This is a genomic window from Actinomyces procaprae, assembly GCF_004798665.1.
In the GTDB taxonomy this organism is placed as follows: Bacteria; Actinomycetota; Actinomycetes; order Actinomycetales; family Actinomycetaceae; genus Actinomyces; species Actinomyces procaprae.
On sequence record NZ_CP039292.1, the window covers coordinates 88,119 to 103,176 of the forward strand.

Sequence of the window (15,058 nt, forward strand, 5' to 3'; positions counted from 1 at the left end):
ACACACAACAACTGACTGTCCAAAAAACACCCATCACTCCAAACCGTTCTCAACCATGGGAGTATCACCATGTCCATCATCCTGACTGACGTGTGCCAGGCCTATTCGGGCTTCGAGTTGCGCGACGTGTCCTTCGAGGTCTCCACCGGCGAGATCGTCGGCTTCCTGGGGCCCAACGGCTCGGGCAAGTCCACCACGTTGCGCATCCTGCTGGGCCTGGAGCGCCCCGTTCGGGGCACCGCCCTCATCGAGGGGACCCCTTACGCGAAGCTGCCTCAGCCGATGCGCACCATCGGCTCCATCCTCGACGCCCAGTGGATCGCTGGGGGCCAGACGGTGACGCAGTACCTGAACTGGCTGGCCATCGCCGGGGGCCTGGACCGCTCCCGCATCCCCCTGCTGCTAGAGCAGGTCGACCTGGCCTACGCCGCCAAACGACGTGTCTCGCGCCTATCCCTGGGCATGCGCCAGCGCCTGGGCCTGGCCGGAGCGCTGCTGGGCGACCCGCGCTACCTCGTTCTGGACGAGCCGCTCAACGGACTGGACCCCGAGGGCATCCGCTGGTTCCGTGACCTGCTACGAGAGCTACGAGACCAGGGCCGGGGCATCCTGTTGTCCTCCCACATCCTGACCGAGGTCTCCGCCGTAGCCGACCGCGTCGTCATGATCTCCAACGGACGCGTCACCGGCAGTGGCAGCCTGAGCGACTTCGAGGCGGAAGGCAGCCTGGAAGACGCCTTCTTCAAGCACCTCGCCCCCAAGGAGCGGTGATAGCGATGCGACTGCTCATCAGCGAGCTCTACAAGCTCTACGTCTACCGGTGGCCCGCCCTGCTGCTGACAGGAGCACTGGCCGCCTGCGCCCTCCTGGACATCTACCTCGCCCTGGCGTACTCCTCCTCCGCCGGCTCCTATGTGAGCATGGCACTGAGCTTTAACGAGCTTGTCTGCCGCCTGGCGTGGTTCACTCTGCCCGTCCTGGTCCTGGCCGGTGACGCGCGTGATGGCATGCTGGCCAGTGTCGTCCTGGTCCGTCCGCGTCCGCGCGCGATCCTGGCCGCCAAGCTCGTCTCCTCCCTTGTCGCCGCCCAGGTCAGCGCCCTGGGGTCCCTGGTCCTCATCGCGGCCTTCATGCCGCTGGGAGGCTGGCCCGACGCCGCCACCGCCCTGGCCGCCGCCGCCCCGATGGCCGCTCGCTTGCTGGTGCTGCCGCCGCTGGCAGTGTGCTTCGGTTTTGGCGTGGCCGTCCTGGCCAACTTGAGGTCACTGCCGTGGGTGGCGACGGGACTGGTCCTCTGGAGCCAGGTGATCGAGAAGCTCCTCTTCACCGTCGTGGGCAACCTCGTGCCTCCGTCCGTCGGAGCGGCCCTGGCCCCGTATTCCGCCGCTGTCATGTGGTTGTACGGCGGCTGGGGCGAGATGGGCCTGCCTGCCTTTGACACCTGGGGCTTCCTGCCGCTGGCGGGCCTGGCCGCCCTCACCTGTGCGGCCGCCGCCTTCCTCCTCATGCGTACCGCCGACCCGGCCGGACGGCCCTGGGGCCTGCACACCGTCGCTCTGACCGCCGAGGCCGCACCCGCCATGAGCGCCACCCCGACGACGACCGCCTCCGCGCATACCGCCACGGCCGCAGCAACCCCGACGCGTCAGGCGGCCGACGGCGACGCCGCTCGCCCTCACCTGGTGGGAGCGCCTGCCCCCACTACCGGGGCCAGGTCCCGCAGGGGTGTGTTGGCTGATGTCCTGGCCTGGCTTTGGGCCAGTATGAGCGCCCACGGAGCGTTGCGGCGCACGCTGCTCCTGACCCTGTTCACCGCCGTCGCGAACGCCGCCATCACTGCCGGCGTGGTGGTCATCTTCGAGATCTCCCTGACCTCCTCCGGTGCCCTCAGTGACGCCGAGTCCGCGTTCGTGGCCGTCAGCGGCGGGTGGGGCATGCTCTGCCTGCCGTTGACCGTCCTGACCGGCTCGTGGACCTACCTGCGTCTCATCCAAACCCGCGAGCTGGCCCTGGTCTACACGGCTCTTCCGCGTCGCAGCGCCGTCATCACCGCCTGCGCGGTCCACGCCGGCCTCCAGGCGGCGGTGGTCACCCTGGTGTCCATCGCCGCGGGTCTTGCGGTCCTGAGCGCTGCCACCAGCGTCAGCGCCGTCCTGGCCACTGCCGGTCTTACCCGGATGTTGGTCGCCGCCCCGCTGGGCGCCGTCCTCGCCCAGCTCAGCGTCATCGGAGCCGCCGTCCTCATCCGCCGGCCGATCCCCGCCCTGGCGGGCGTGGCCGGCTGGCTCCTGCTGGCTGAGCCCCTCCTCCAGAGCAGCAGCCCGGTCTTGGAGCGAGTAGTCGGTAGACGCACCATCAGCGCTCTGGTTGACAACCTCGTCAGTCCCAGCTCCTTCGCCGACGAGACCCTGAGCACCACTTCGGCCCTTATGTGGCTCATCGTGCTTGCCGCCGTCCTCGTCACCACGGCGATCGTCGTCGAGCGACGGCGCCCAGGAGTCATCGGGAACTGACCTGGACGGAGCACCATCCGCGCACCCTTTCAGGGTGGCCCTGGTCGGCGACAGCCTCACCGGCCAGGGCCACCCCTCTGTCCGCACGGCTGGCTCCAGCTGCAGGCGGCCTCTCTGCTTGCCCCGGGCGACCAGTTCATCATCACCACGGAGTACGCCGTTCATGCCGGTGCCGGTGACCGACCTCTGCGTCCTGGCGGACAGGGCCCAGGTTCTTGATCGCTGCAGGCTTGATAACCACCCGCGGCCCTTCGGCAGTCACTAGGCCACCAGGTTTTACCGGCTCTGCGTGTTTGTGGGCGTGGTGTGTGGGGTGTCTGGGTGGTGGTTTGTGTGTGCGCCCCGGTGGGTGCGGTGAGCGGGGATGGGATGGTTCACCGTGAGTCCCGGCGGGTCACGGCGGATATCGGCGGATCGTGCGTGAGGGTTCGTGCGCTCTGGTCGACGGTTCGGCTCGTCCGGCGGCGGTCCGTGGGGTGGGTGCACGAGTCGTCGTCGGTCATGCCGAGCTGTTGGAGCTTCCTGACGAGCCGTCAGGCAAACACACGAACCGTCCACCCCCTGACGCCATCCCCTGTCGTCGGCCCATGACGGCCCGCCCGCCAGAGCCCGCCGCCGATGCACTCGGCAGTCCATCTGGCCTGCGCCAGTGTCGGTGTGGGTCTGGGGGGTGTCGGGGAGGTTCTTTACGACGCTACTTAGGGGATTGTGACGCGACTTAGCGGTCTGCTGAAGGCCTCCCGGGGCGTACAGCAGAGCGGTGAATGGTGTTGCGGACGGTCAAGCGGTGTTGCGTACGCGCCCGCGGGGTCGGCGACCGGGATGTTCTCCTCGCGGGGTGCCGTGCTCGTGCCCCCAAGCTCCCCGTTGGCCCTGGGGTTCAGGGACGGGGACCTGACCCTAGTGCGTGCCCCGGGGTTGGTGGGGTTCGTGTTCCCCGGTCGGCTGTGCTTGGTAGGACGGGCGCCATGTCGATTTACGATCTTGGGCTGCGATTCGCGACCACCCCGGGGTCGTAAACCAGCGCTGGCCAGCGCTTCGCGCTTGAGGGGCGCGGCCGCCCAAGACAACCACGCGGCAGGTCTCCCTCGGGCGCGGCAGGCCGTGTTCAGGCGCGGGAGGCTACGCATGGGGGCGCGGGAGATACTGCCCTCAGGCCGACCAGAACACACCACCAGCCACCCCCCCAAACACAAAGATCCCTGTTAGCCGACGCAGCAGCATGATCGTCTGGGCCCAGCTGGTGGCGGCCCGCTGCCAGGGACGGACGTCGTGGCGGTGGCGGTGGGCTGCGATTCACCGGGACACGGTGCGGGCGGTGGCGTCAGGTACGTCGAGGGTGGCACGATAGGGCAGCGCGCGAGGCCTCATTTTCGGGCTTGGTTTCTTGGTCGAGACGCATGCTGCCGAAAGACTCCGCGTGCACTCACTAACGACACACCCACCTTCCCGCACCACCCCAACGATCCCTAGCCCCCTGCCCTCAACCCTGATGAGAAAGGCTCGCTGAACCCGCTCGAGGAGTGCCTGGCGGCACACCTCTGTGAAACATCGTCCACAACTGAAGGAGACACTCACCATGACCGCCGAGAGCCCCGCGCTTGAACTGCGGGATATTCGCAAGCGCTACGACACCCCCGGTGGGGCCATTGACGCCCTCGCGGGCATGACGCTGACCGCCGAGCAGCACAAGATCCACGCCTTCCTCGGCCCCAACGGCGCCGGTAAGAGCACCTCCCTGGAGATGACGGTCGGCCTGCGCACCCCCGACTCGGGCACCGTGCGCACCCTGGGCCTCGACCCGCGTACGGCACGGGACGAACTCAGTCGCCGCGTCGCCATCCAGCCGCAGGAGGCCAAGGTCTTCCAGTACCTGCGCGTCGGCGAACTGCTGGACCTGTGGTCCTCCTTCTACGACCATCCCCGGCCTGCCGACGAGATCCTCGACTCCCTCGAGCTGGCGAAGTACGTCGAGCGCCAGGTGACCAAGCTCTCGGGGGGCACGCTCCAGCGTCTTAACGTCGCCCTGGCGATGGTGTCCGACCCCGAGCTGCTCATTCTTGACGAGCCTTCCACCGGCTTGGACCCGCGGGCACGGGAACGACTGTGGTCGGTCCTCGGCAGCTGGAGGGACCGCGGCACGACGATCGTCCTGTCCACACACTCCATGGAGGAGGCCACCGCATTGGCGGACTCCGTGTTCATTGTGGACCGTGGCAGGTGCGTCAGCTCCGGGACCCCAAAGGAGCTGATCGCCTCCTTCGCCGGAGGACCGGCAGTCGTCTTCCGCCTGTCAGGGGACCTGACTGAGGAGAACGCCTCCCGGCTGCGGTCGCTCGGGGACCTCACGGTCAACCCGGACCGCTCCGCCGCTCTCATGACGGCGCGGACCGATGAGGCACTCGCTCTCCTGTCCCAGACTCCCGGATGCTACGACCTCGGCATCCGTCAGCCCACGCTGGGCGACGCCTATCTGGCCGCCACCGGCACCGAACTTACCGCTACTACGACACCCGAGGAAGACTGACCATGAGCACCACGACCGACAGCGGTGCGCTCCGCAGCGCCCGTCCCCTTACCATCACCCACTGGCGGGAGATGTCCCGCAATCGGACGAACTTCGGCGTCGCCATCCTCCTTCCCTTCTTTATCGCTGGAGTCTTCCTGGGCATGGACAAGATCCTCCACTCGACAATGGGAGGACCGGGACCAGACTTCTCGGTGATGGTGGTACCAATCGCCCTGTGCATGCTTCTCACTGGGACGTGCATGACACTGACCGCCGGCCCGATCGCCGAGTACCGGCAGTACGGCACCCTGCGTATTCTGGGCACCACCCCGGTGTCACGGGGACAATTCATCCTGACCCACCTTGCCGTTCGAGTGCTCCTTGCGATCGCGCTCAGTGTTCTGGTTGGAGTTCTGGGTGCGCTTCTCGGCATCAGCGAGACCGCCGCCGTATGGCGTGCTGTGCTCGTCGCCCTGCCCTCCTCCGTGCTGTTCCTGGCCCTGGGCTACTTCATCGGCTCGATCGTCAGTTCGGGGCAGGCTGCCACCAATATCGCCACATTCACCGGGATGTTCTTCCTGTTCGCATCGGGGGTGGTCGTCCCCCTGGAACTGCTGTCCGACTCGGTCAAGCGCGTCTTCGACTTCCTTCCCACCTCATACTTCGGGGACTTGTTGTTCTGGGTCACCGGAGGCGTGCAGAGATATGAGACGACGCTGGACTTCGTGGTTCTCACCGCCTTGGCGATCGTGGCCGTTCCCCTGGCGGTTAAGACTTTCCGCTGGGAGGCTGCGAATAACTGAGCCGCTCATCCGTTGAATGGATGGATTCTTCTGGGAGGAGGTAGCTTCATGGGATGTAATACCGACTCATCCTTGGGGGTGAGTACGATCATGGAGCGTGTAAGCACTATCCTCGACGAGCACGATATGTGCGTCCACCGTGGGCGCGAAGGAACCTCGGCTCACGCCGTGTTTCTTCGCTCCGCTTGATGAGCACCGCTTGGTCTTCGTCTCATCGAAGGGATCTTGGCACGTGGCCCATATGCGGGCGGACCCGCATTGCTCGGCACTCGTGCTTCCCGAGCAGGCGGAGCGGGGACGGCTGGTTTCCCTGCTCCTGGCGGGAGAGGTGACGTGCCCGCAAGGGCGGAGCCGGCTCAGCGCACCGACGAGCTACATAGCGCGGATGCGGAGTCTGCTCCCCTCGGTCTCGAGTAGCATGCGCGGCCTGCTGGACAAAAAGGTGTTTGTCCTGGAGGCCGAGACCATCGAACTCGTTGACACCCTCCTTTGCGGCGGCACCGTGCGTGTGGGCAGAGGGCCTCGGGGTTGGAGCGCCGGACCGGGGATGGTTTTGGGGCTTGGGAATGACATCCATCCCCAAGCCCCAAAACCAATTCCGATCAACGGGATCGGTCAGCAGTAAGATGGTGCGATGCGACATATCCAATTCGGGTATGTGAATGATGCGGGCGAAATAAGGGCTAATGATTCGCTCGGTGAGGCGGTTACATGGATGGGAGATGGGGGTTCGGCGGGTGCTGCTGCGGCGGGAGTTGTCAGCCCCAGGAGCGATACGGACATGGCGATGGCAGAGAGGGTGCGAAGGGAACGCATGTGCGAGGACTTCCTGACGGTTGTGGATCCGGTGGGATAGCCGCATCTTGCCCCACACAGCTGTGTGGGCTGTTCATCATTGAGTCCCCATGCGATTCCTCCTTTTGGGGGAACCCGACGAGACATGATGAGGAGGGGAGACTAGCCGCCGATGCCCCGCTTGTACGCCTCGGTGACGATCTCCAGTCGGCTACCCACCCCCATCTTGCGCATAAGCGATGAGACGTGAGTTTTGACGGTGGTCTCCGCAACGTTCATCTGGCGTGCAATCTGGCGGTTGCTGCGTGCCTGGCACAGAAGCCGAAGCACTTCCCGCTCTCGTCCCGATAGATCGAGCTCCGCGGTGGAACTGGTACTGGGGCGCTGGCCACGCACGTAGCGGTCCAAGACGCGGCTGGTGGGTCCGGGCGAGAGGACCTTACCGCCCCCGTGGACGGTCCGAATTGCCGTTGCGATCTCGGCGGCAGGTGTGCTCTTGAGAAGGAAGCCCGAAGCGCCGGCGGCGATTCCGCCATCGAGAAAAGTATCGTCATCGAAGGTGGTCAATAGGAGTACCCGGGTCTTGCCCCCGGCTGCGAGGATACGTGAGGTGGCCTTGATGCCGTCCAGCTCCGGCATCTGGACGTCCATGAGCACGACATCCACCATGCGTTCATGAACCAGATCGACCGCCTCGATGCCATTCGTGGCGGTGGCGATGATCTCGATGCCGTCCTCCTGGCCGAGGATCGCGGATAGTGTCTCGCGCACGATGGCGTCATCGTCCACGATGGCGACGCGGATCGGACTGGGCTGGGTGCTTGGGTTCACGGTTTGTCCTTAGCGTTGTTGGGTGTGAGGGGGAGGGTGGTGTGGAGGATCCATTGGTGGTTGGTGTGTTTGGTGGTGGTGGTTCCTCCGAGGGCGTGGGTGCGTTCTTGGATGCCGAGGATGCCGAGTTTGGATGAGGTGGCGGGGGTTGTGTGTCGGGTGTCGGACAGGGGGTTGATGGCGTGGAGTTCGGCGGTGGTGTCGGTGATGTCTAGTTGGATGGTGCACTGGGCGTCGGGGGCGGCGTACTTGATCATGTTGGCGACGCATTCGTCCAGGATGCGGGTCAGGGTGGTGGTCAGGGTGGGGGTTAGCCGGGTGGGGTCTCCTTGGTGGGTGACGGTGGCGCGCAGGCCGGCTGACTGGAGGTTGTGGCGGGCTTGGGCGAGGGTGGTGGCTAGGTCGGGTGTGGGGGTGCGGGGTCTAGGGGGGTGTTGGTGTCTTGTCTTAGGAGGCGCAGCATGGTGCGCAGGTCGAGGACTGATTGGTGGCCGGTGGTGATGATGTCGTCTAGGGCGGTGTTGATCTGGTTGGCGTGGTTGGGGGTGTGGAGGTGGGTTTGTGCTTGTTGGGCGCGTAGGACGATTTGGGTGTTGGCGCGGGCGAGGGTGTCGTGGAGCTCGCGGGCTATGAGGGCGCGCTGATCGCGCAGGGCCTGGGCGTGGGCGGCCTGGGCCCGGGAAACGTTGGCGTCCGCAAGCCGCAGAGCCGAGGCGATACCCAGACAAAGGACGAGCCACAACAGTTGGGTTGGTAGAGAGTAGTGCATGTCGTGACCCGCGTGCCAGGCCAGGAGGTTGCCGGCCACCATGGCCACCACCATCACAACAGCCTGCAGATAGCCACCCCGACGGATAAAGACACAGATTGCCGCGGTAGTGGCTATAACGGTTCCGGTGAACTGGTTGCTGGCTGTCACATGTACAGCGCTTAGTGCCAGGATGATGGTGGCGGTCCAAGGGTTGCGGGGGATCAGCAGCAGCGCCCACGGCACCACCAGACCCACCGCGTCAGCGAGAGTGAACCTCTGGAGCAGCACCGGCAACGCAGAGACAGCCAGACTGAGCGCTGTTAGCAACCAAAGTCGCCAATGCGTGCGCGACCAGTTCCGTGTGCGACCCCACCGATCCATGTTTCGGTGAGCGTCCGATGTGTGATGTCTAGGCTCGTCTTCGTTGTTGGGTGTGAGGGGGAGGGTGGTGTGGAGGATCCATTGGTGGTTGGTGTGTTTGGTGGTGGTGGTTCCTCCGAGGGCGTGGGTGCGTTCTTGGATGCCGAGGATGCCGAGTTTGGATGAGGTGGCGGGGGTTGTGTGTCGGGTGTCGGACAGGGGGTTGATGGCGTGGAGTTCGGCGGTGGTGTCGGTGATGTCTAGTTGGATGGTGCACTGGGCGTCGGGGGCGGCGTACTTGATCATGTTGGCGACGCATTCGTCCAGGATGCGGGTCAGGGTGGTGGTCAGGGTGGGGGTTAGCCGGGTGGGGTCTCCTTGGTGGGTGACGGTGGCGCGCAGGCCGGCTGACTGGAGGTTGTGGCGGGCTTGGGCGAGGGTGGTGGCTAGGTCGGGTGTGGGGGGTGCGGGGTCTAGGGGGGTGTTGGTGTCTTGTCTTAGGAGGCGCAGCATGGTGCGCAGGTCGAGGACTGATTGGTGGCCGGTGGTGATGATGTCGTCTAGGGCGGTGTTGATCTGGTTGGCGTGGTTGGGGGTGTGGAGGTGGGTTTGTGCTTGTTGGGCGCGTAGGACGATTTGGGTGTTGGCGCGGGCGAGGGTGTCGTGGAGCTCGCGGGCTATGAGGGCGCGCTGATCGCGCAGGGCCTGGGCGTGGGCGGCCTGGGCCCGGGAAACGTTGGCGTCCGCAAGCCGCAGAGGTGCGGCGATACCAATACAGATTACAATCCACAACGCCTGGCTGATGAACAGGTCATCCATCTTCGTTCCCGCGTGCCAGGCCAGGAGGTTGCCGGCCATCATGGCCACCACCATCACAACAGCCTGCAGATAGCCACCCCGACGGAAGAGGGCGTATGTGGCGAAGCACCCGGCCATCAGCAATCCGGGGCCTCTAGCGTCTACCAGCCCATGAGCCGTACCCGCTGCCAGGATGATGGTGGCGGTCCAAGGGTTGCGGGGGATCAGCAGCAGCGCCCACGGCACCACCAGACCCACCGCGTCAGCGAGAGTGAACCTCTGGAGCAGCACCGGCAACGCAGAGAGAGCCAGGCTGAAGGCCGTGAAGACGCTGAGTTCACGGCGGGCGCGCCACGCAGCACGAAGTCGCCTCGGCGCGACGTTGAGTGCTGGGTGGGGCAGGGCGAACATGGGCGGCCTTTCAAGACTGTTCACAGACTAGCCCACATCATGAGCCTCCTACCAAGGTAGGACAGGTCGTGGCGGGAAGCCGGAGCACTCACGTATCCCTGCGATGGCATCCTCGGACTGTCCGAAGGATCGCCTGGAGAGGAACGTGTTGTGCAGCCGGTGCTTGCTCGTGGCGTGTGTCACTCATATGCGGGACGCCAGGTGCTGCGGGATGTGGATCTGGTGGTGGAACGGGGGTCGTTCCACGGAGTTGTAGGTCCTACTGGTGCAGGTAAGACGACGCTGGTGGAGATCATCCAGGGCGCGTGTCGTGCCCAGGAGGGCAGTGTGGAGCTGCTGGGGCGGGCGCCGTTGCCGCGCGATCCGCGTCTGCTGGCGCGGGTTGGAATTCAGCCGCAGGCCACGGCCTTCTTCGCGCGCGCCACCGTGTGGGAGCACCTGTCGACTGTTGCCGCGATCTTCGGTGCCTCTGCCGCGCGTGCGGAGCAGCTCATTGAGAACATGGGCCTTGGGCATGTGCGCAACTCGCGTGTGGAGCGGGTGTCTCGTGGTGAGCGGCAGAAACTGGCGGTGGCTTCGGCGATGGTGCATCGTCCGGAGGTACTGTTCTTGGATGAGCCGACGGCGGCTCTGGACGCGGCGGCCCGTCATGATTTGGTGAGCATGCTGGTGTCGGCGCGTGAGGATGGCACGACGGTGGTCTACACGGCTCACTCCTTGGAAGAGGCCGAGCGCCTGTGCGACGTGATCACCATCCTTGATGGTGGCCGGGTGGTGGCCACGGACTCTCCGTCTGCTCTGGTTGCCGGTGTGGGTGGTGGTGCCTCGGTGCTGCTGCCCGGCGCGGTGCCGTACCTGGATGCGGTGACCGGTCTGGATGCGGTGACGGCTGCGACCGTGAGTGCAGACGGGCTGGTGGCTCACGTGCGTGATGTGGGCGAGGCGTTTGCGGCTCTCGGTGCGGCGGGTGTGCCGACCACGGGCGCGCAGGTGCATGGCCCGACCCTGGAGGACGCGTTTATGGAGCTCACGGGAAAGGAGCGCTAGTCATGACCCCCTTCAAAGCCCTAACAGTTTCCCTGGCGCGCACCAATCTGCGTGACCCGGCCACCATGTTCTTCTCCTACGTCTTCCCGCCGGCACTGCTGGTTGTCCTTGCCCTGACCATGGGCGACCAACCAGGGGTGGACGGTTATGACATCGTCGACTTCATCAGCCCCAACGTCACGGGCTTCGGAATTGCATTCGTCGGAATGTTCACCGGAGCCACAACTATTGTCGAGTGGCGGGAGAAGGGAGTCGGACGCGTCCTGCGCAGTGCGCCAATGACCGTGAGTTCGATACTCGCCTCAGCGCTGACCGTCGCCGTCGTCTCCGCGCTCGTGCAGGCGATGCTCGTCGTGCTCACCGGGCTTGTGCCGGCGGTCGGTGTGACGCTGACGCCGTGGGCGCTCCTCGCCGTGGTGCCGGTGTTCTTGGGGACTTTAGTCTTCTACTCCCTGGGCATGCTCGTCGGCCTGGCGCTGCCCACCCTCACTGCAGTCTCCCTGGCGGTCATGATCGTGGTCCTGCCCATGGCTTTCGCCTCCGGTGCGGTGCTGCCCCTGGAGATGATGCCGGGATGGATGCAGACGCTCTCTGACTTCCTCCCGCTGACTTACCTGCTCGACGCGCTGCGCTGGCCGTTGACGGGCGTGGCCGAGCTGAGCGACGCGCTGATCGGGCTCGGCGTTACCGGCACGACCGGAGCGGCCCTGTTTTGGGCCGCCACCAAGCTCACGCGATGGACGTGAGATGTTGAAGCGGTCCGACCTCGGCGTGGTCCCCGACCGGGGGTGCCGTGCCAAGACGGCGGGGCGCCCCACCTGCAAACACCACGTTCGTTCTTATGTCGGTGGAGGTCATGGCGGAGGATCCCATGGGCGCCTACGCGATCGCCGGTTACCAGGAGGCGCGCTCCAGCAGGTCGCCGACGCCGATCTCGGTGCCGTACTGCATGGTGCTGCTGGGGGACTCCTACTCGGCGGGCAACGCTGCCGGGGACTACTACGGGGATGACAAGAGCGCCTACCGCAGCCGCAACAACTGGGCGCACCGCCATGTGGACTGGGTCAATACCCAGAACGTCTCCGCCACTTTGACGGCTCTTCCGGTTTGAGGGTGTGGCGCTTCCGGCGTGGTGGCTTTGGTCCGGGTTGCGGTGTTCGCGGTGGACGTGGCTGGGGCGGTGAGGTCGGTGTGGGGCTGGCGGGGTCGTGCTCGGGGGCGGAGGAGGTCGATGTCGGGCTGGTGGGGTCGTGCTCGGTGGGTGCTGGTTTGCCGAGAACGTCCTCTTCATCCCCAAACCCTCCACGTTCGGGAGGGTTTCGGGCTTACGAGGACGTACTCGACCGGCGCAGGTCGTTGCCGGGCGCACAAGGACGTTTTCGGGCCGGCGGGGTCGTGTTCGGGCTGGCGAGGACGTCGTCGGCCCGGTGGGGGCGTCTTCGCCGCGGCCGGGCGGAGTGCTCGAGGACGCGGGTTGAACCTCCACGGCGCCGGCTCACCACGCCAGAACGCCAGGCCTGGCTGCCGACGGCTCCGGCGCCCGGGAGCGGGTTCGTCTGGAACGCCACTTCACCGTCTGCAACGCCACTTCGGGGTTAACAACGCTAGTTAACCGTCTGCTGAAGGCCTCTGGGGTATACAGCAGAGCGTTAAGTAGCGTTGTTAACGCCCAGCCGGCGCACCAGACACCCCACGCCACCCCATGCCATGTCCCAGGACATCGGCAGCACTCCTGCCGCAGCCCCAGACAACCACCACACCCCCAAACCGGAAGAGCCACTTTGACCAACCTGGCTCACAGCGGTGCGGTGACCGACGACCTGCTCGGGCGTTCGGGACAGGTGGCCGCCATGCCTACCGACACCGACCTGGTGATGCTGACCATCGGCGGCAACGACGTCGGATTCGCCGACATCGTCCAGAAATGCTTCATGCTGGGCATGCGTGACGCCAAGTCCTGCAAAAGTACAGTGGATTCCGCTAATGCCCTAGCTACATCCTGAAGAACCTCTTCGGCTCCTTCGCCTACGACGCCGGCACGGGGGTGCGTGCATTGAGCGAGACCGCCCGGACCAAGCAGGCCAAACTGGTCGCGAACTGGAATGCCACACATCCCGGCTTGAAGGTCACCTACATAGACGGCGTCGTGTCGGCCTTCAACGGGCACGAGCCCGATCCGGCCACCAACTCTCGCAACGACTACCGGTGGATCAACGAGTTCTTCGAGACCCGCGGCCGCCTGGCCGCCAACGGCAAGACGACCTCCACGCTCAGCCTGGACGCCGCCGAGTTCTACCACCCGAACATCATCGGCCACCAGCAGATGGCCAACCTCATCATCAACGGGTGGGCGTGCCCTCCAACGTCAAGCCCGCAAACAGCCCCGCGATCGCTCCTGCCGCGTATGCAATGAGCAGCACCGTCCAGGCTGATGGCGAGGATGCACCCGAGGCGTGGATCCAGGGCCCGTACGTTGCCCAGGAGGGGAGCACCCTGAGCCTGGATGCGCGCGGGTCCTATGCCGGTGACGGGACCATCACCGCCTACGAGTGGGACCTGGACGGCGACGGCGTCGGCGACGCCTGCGACCCCGACCCCGGCTACCCCACCGAGGACCAGCCCGGAGTGTGCGTCGTCGGCGATAACTGCCCCGACGACGACGCAGACGCCGCCCCCGCACCCACGCCCGACGGCGCGGGCGCCGCACCGGGTGCATCAGACCCGAGCGGATCGGCGACTGGGGCCGCAACGGCAGACACAACGAACCCGGAACCGGCCGCTCCCGCCCCTGATGCCGCGGGAGACGCGGCCGCCGTCGGCAACCAGCCGGCAATAGCCGCCGATAGTCCGACAGCACTGGGAACGGCCGCGGCGACTGAAACGCCGTCGTCGCCGTATGCGATACCCGCCAGCTCAACGGCACACGACACGCGTACCCGCCTGGCCAACACCGGCACCAGCCTCGTACTTACCCTCCTGGTTGCAGCAGCGGCCGCCACAGTCGGCGGCACGTCGCTTCTTGCAGCCACCAACCGGCGGCAATCACGACAAGACCGCTAGACCACAATCAGACGGTCCTAGAAGAAGCTCGGAGCGCAGGCCAGCCGCCGGGATGGTCACAGGCGACCCAGCAGTTCTGTTGCCTCCTCGGTTTTCCAGGAGGGATCCTCGGCAAGGACGCCGTCGGTCAGCAGGAACTGCATGTCGGCCTCCTGCGGTGAGGCGACCCGGATCTTGATGGCGTGCGGGCCTTCTGCCCCGTCGAATGCGCGCAGGATGGGCTCGGCCTCATCCAGCGTCAGGTCCTGCGCGTAGATCTCGATCCCGGGCAGTCCGTCGGCGTAGCCGGGGCCGACGGCGTCCAGCCTCACGCGCGGTTCGCGGGTGGGGTCCTCGGTGCCGTCGGGAAGTGCGGCGAGTACGGCGTCGAGCGGCACCACCGACAGGTCGACGTCGGAGGATGCACTGATCCTCAGGGACGTGCCGCCGATCTCGAGGCCGTCCTCGTAGGTCAGGACGGTGCCGTCGGCGGCCGCGGGCGGAGCCAGGACGACGTCAGCGGGGAGGGTGTCTGTCTGAACGTGTCCGATTGAGATTGCCTCGTCTGTCTCCAGCGGGATGCCCACGGCGCCGATGCTGCCCTGGTTCAGTCCGGCGGCGATGCGGAGCCGTTCACACTGGAAGTCGAGCTCTGAGCGCGGGCGCACCAAGTCAACGTCAATGGACGTGTGCAGGTCTTCACCGGCCGGTCCGGTGCCGTTCCAGCCGATGATCAGCGTGGCATATTCCAGCCCCTTAACACTTTCAGCCAGGTCGGTATGGGCGGACTGGATCAGGGTGATGGCGTCATCGACGGGCGTGTTCTGCTCGAGTGTGAGGAAGATGCGTACGCCCCAGGACTTCCGTGACTCCTTCTTGGTGTTGACGTTTGGCTCGCTTGTCACGGGGGTGCGGCCGCTGAAGTAGTCGGAGAAGGGCGTCGTGTCCGGTTCGGGCGCAGGTATCCGCATCCAGATGTGCACGCCGGCTCCGGTTAGGGTGACGGCAGTGCTAAGGCCACCGATGACCTGGCGGCGGGTGAGGCCGCGTCGCTTGGCAGGCTCAGCGGGTGCGGAATCTTCAGGGGCTGGGGTTGTCTGCGAATTCACCGCCGCAGATTATGGGCGGGGTCTGAACCGACTCAAGGCCCTGGCGTGGGTAGTGCTCCCCATCCCCGCCACTTCGACCGACCTCGATGGTC

Annotated in this window: 14 protein-coding genes and 1 pseudogene; 11 read left to right on the forward strand and 4 right to left on the reverse strand. The window is 65.9% G+C overall.

All coding sequences use genetic code 11. From position 1 onward, the window contains the following. Window positions 1-69: 69 nt before the first annotated feature. From E4J16_RS00345 to E4J16_RS16115, 5 genes and pseudogenes are all read left to right on the forward strand, one after another. Window positions 70-771, forward strand: a complete 702-nt coding sequence (locus tag E4J16_RS00345; RefSeq protein ID WP_136194269.1) for an ABC transporter ATP-binding protein — start codon at window positions 70-72, stop codon at window positions 769-771. Window positions 772-776: 5 nt separating this feature from the next. Continuing rightward, window positions 777-2,513: a hypothetical protein gene (locus E4J16_RS00350; protein WP_136312920.1), complete on the forward strand. Its 1,737-nt coding sequence runs from the start codon at window positions 777-779 to the stop codon at window positions 2,511-2,513. Between the two features lie 1,579 nt (window positions 2,514-4,092). Next, entirely contained in the window at window positions 4,093-5,040 is a 948-nt protein-coding gene (locus tag E4J16_RS00355) for an ABC transporter ATP-binding protein (RefSeq protein WP_136312921.1), read from the forward strand. Window positions 5,041-5,042: 2 nt separating this feature from the next. Then, entirely contained in the window at window positions 5,043-5,825 is a 783-nt protein-coding gene (locus E4J16_RS00360; protein WP_136312922.1) for an ABC transporter permease, read from the forward strand. A gap of 121 nt (window positions 5,826-5,946) precedes the next feature. After that, window positions 5,947-6,450: pseudogene (locus tag E4J16_RS16115) on the forward strand (pyridoxamine 5'-phosphate oxidase family protein); the annotation flags it as partial. Between the two features lie 332 nt (window positions 6,451-6,782). Here the strand turns inward: E4J16_RS16115 and E4J16_RS00370 are convergent. The 3 genes from E4J16_RS00370 to E4J16_RS00380 all read right to left on the reverse strand — a co-directional run bounded on the left by E4J16_RS00370 (window position 6,783) and on the right by E4J16_RS00380 (window position 9,771). After that, window positions 6,783-7,451, reverse strand: a complete 669-nt coding sequence (locus tag E4J16_RS00370) for a response regulator transcription factor (protein ID WP_136194272.1) — start codon at window positions 7,449-7,451, stop codon at window positions 6,783-6,785. Beyond that, window positions 7,448-7,708, reverse strand: a complete 261-nt coding sequence (locus E4J16_RS00375) for a sensor histidine kinase (protein ID WP_136312923.1) — start codon at window positions 7,706-7,708, stop codon at window positions 7,448-7,450. The genes E4J16_RS00370 and E4J16_RS00375 overlap by 4 nt, the downstream gene beginning before the upstream one ends. Window positions 7,709-7,848: 140 nt before the next feature. Beyond that, on the reverse strand, window positions 7,849-9,771 hold the full coding sequence (locus E4J16_RS00380; RefSeq protein ID WP_136312924.1) for a sensor histidine kinase: 1,923 nt from the start codon (window positions 9,769-9,771) through the stop codon (window positions 7,849-7,851). 174 nt (window positions 9,772-9,945) lie between these two features. Between E4J16_RS00380 and E4J16_RS00385 the strand changes: the two genes are divergently transcribed. From E4J16_RS00385 to E4J16_RS00410, 6 genes are all read left to right on the forward strand, one after another. Then, on the forward strand, window positions 9,946-10,818 hold the full coding sequence (locus E4J16_RS00385) for an ABC transporter ATP-binding protein (RefSeq protein WP_168708196.1): 873 nt from the start codon (window positions 9,946-9,948) through the stop codon (window positions 10,816-10,818). Window positions 10,819-10,820: 2 nt separating this feature from the next. Beyond that, window positions 10,821-11,564, forward strand: coding sequence for an ABC transporter permease (locus E4J16_RS00390; RefSeq protein WP_136312925.1), 744 nt, complete (start codon window positions 10,821-10,823; stop codon window positions 11,562-11,564). A gap of 95 nt (window positions 11,565-11,659) precedes the next feature. Beyond that, window positions 11,660-11,929, forward strand: a complete 270-nt coding sequence (locus E4J16_RS00395) for a hypothetical protein (protein WP_136194276.1) — start codon at window positions 11,660-11,662, stop codon at window positions 11,927-11,929. Between the two features lie 670 nt (window positions 11,930-12,599). Then, window positions 12,600-12,821, forward strand: a complete 222-nt coding sequence (locus E4J16_RS00400) for an SGNH/GDSL hydrolase family protein (RefSeq protein ID WP_136194277.1) — start codon at window positions 12,600-12,602, stop codon at window positions 12,819-12,821. Between the two features lie 50 nt (window positions 12,822-12,871). Continuing rightward, the gene (locus tag E4J16_RS00405) at window positions 12,872-13,231 is read left to right on the forward strand and encodes an SGNH/GDSL hydrolase family protein (RefSeq protein WP_136312927.1); all 360 of its coding nucleotides are present in this window, start codon (window positions 12,872-12,874) and stop codon (window positions 13,229-13,231) included. Beyond that, window positions 13,228-13,878: a hypothetical protein gene (locus tag E4J16_RS00410; protein ID WP_136312928.1), complete on the forward strand. Its 651-nt coding sequence runs from the start codon at window positions 13,228-13,230 to the stop codon at window positions 13,876-13,878. The genes E4J16_RS00405 and E4J16_RS00410 overlap by 4 nt, the downstream gene beginning before the upstream one ends. A 56-nt stretch (window positions 13,879-13,934) precedes the next feature. Here E4J16_RS00410 and E4J16_RS00415 read toward each other — a convergent pair whose 3' ends face one another. Further along, window positions 13,935-14,840, reverse strand: a complete 906-nt coding sequence (locus E4J16_RS00415; protein WP_136312929.1) for a hypothetical protein — start codon at window positions 14,838-14,840, stop codon at window positions 13,935-13,937. Window positions 14,841-15,058 lie beyond the last annotated feature (218 nt).

Coding starts and splice junctions, on each gene's coding strand:
- E4J16_RS00350 (WP_136312920.1), top strand. CDS start 777: ATGCGACTGCTCATCAGCGAGCTCTACAAGCTCTACGTCTACCGGTGG.
- E4J16_RS00380 (WP_136312924.1), bottom strand. CDS start 9,771: ATGTTCGCCCTGCCCCACCCAGCACTCAACGTCGCGCCGAGGCGACTT.
- E4J16_RS00390 (WP_136312925.1), top strand. CDS start 10,821: ATGACCCCCTTCAAAGCCCTAACAGTTTCCCTGGCGCGCACCAATCTG.
- E4J16_RS00395 (WP_136194276.1), top strand. CDS start 11,660: ATGTCGGTGGAGGTCATGGCGGAGGATCCCATGGGCGCCTACGCGATC.
- E4J16_RS00355 (WP_136312921.1), top strand. CDS start 4,093: ATGACCGCCGAGAGCCCCGCGCTTGAACTGCGGGATATTCGCAAGCGC.
- E4J16_RS00375 (WP_136312923.1), bottom strand. CDS start 7,708: ATGATCAAGTACGCCGCCCCCGACGCCCAGTGCACCATCCAACTAGAC.
- E4J16_RS00360 (WP_136312922.1), top strand. CDS start 5,043: ATGAGCACCACGACCGACAGCGGTGCGCTCCGCAGCGCCCGTCCCCTT.
- E4J16_RS00345 (WP_136194269.1), top strand. CDS start 70: ATGTCCATCATCCTGACTGACGTGTGCCAGGCCTATTCGGGCTTCGAG.
- E4J16_RS00410 (WP_136312928.1), top strand. CDS start 13,228: ATGAGCAGCACCGTCCAGGCTGATGGCGAGGATGCACCCGAGGCGTGG.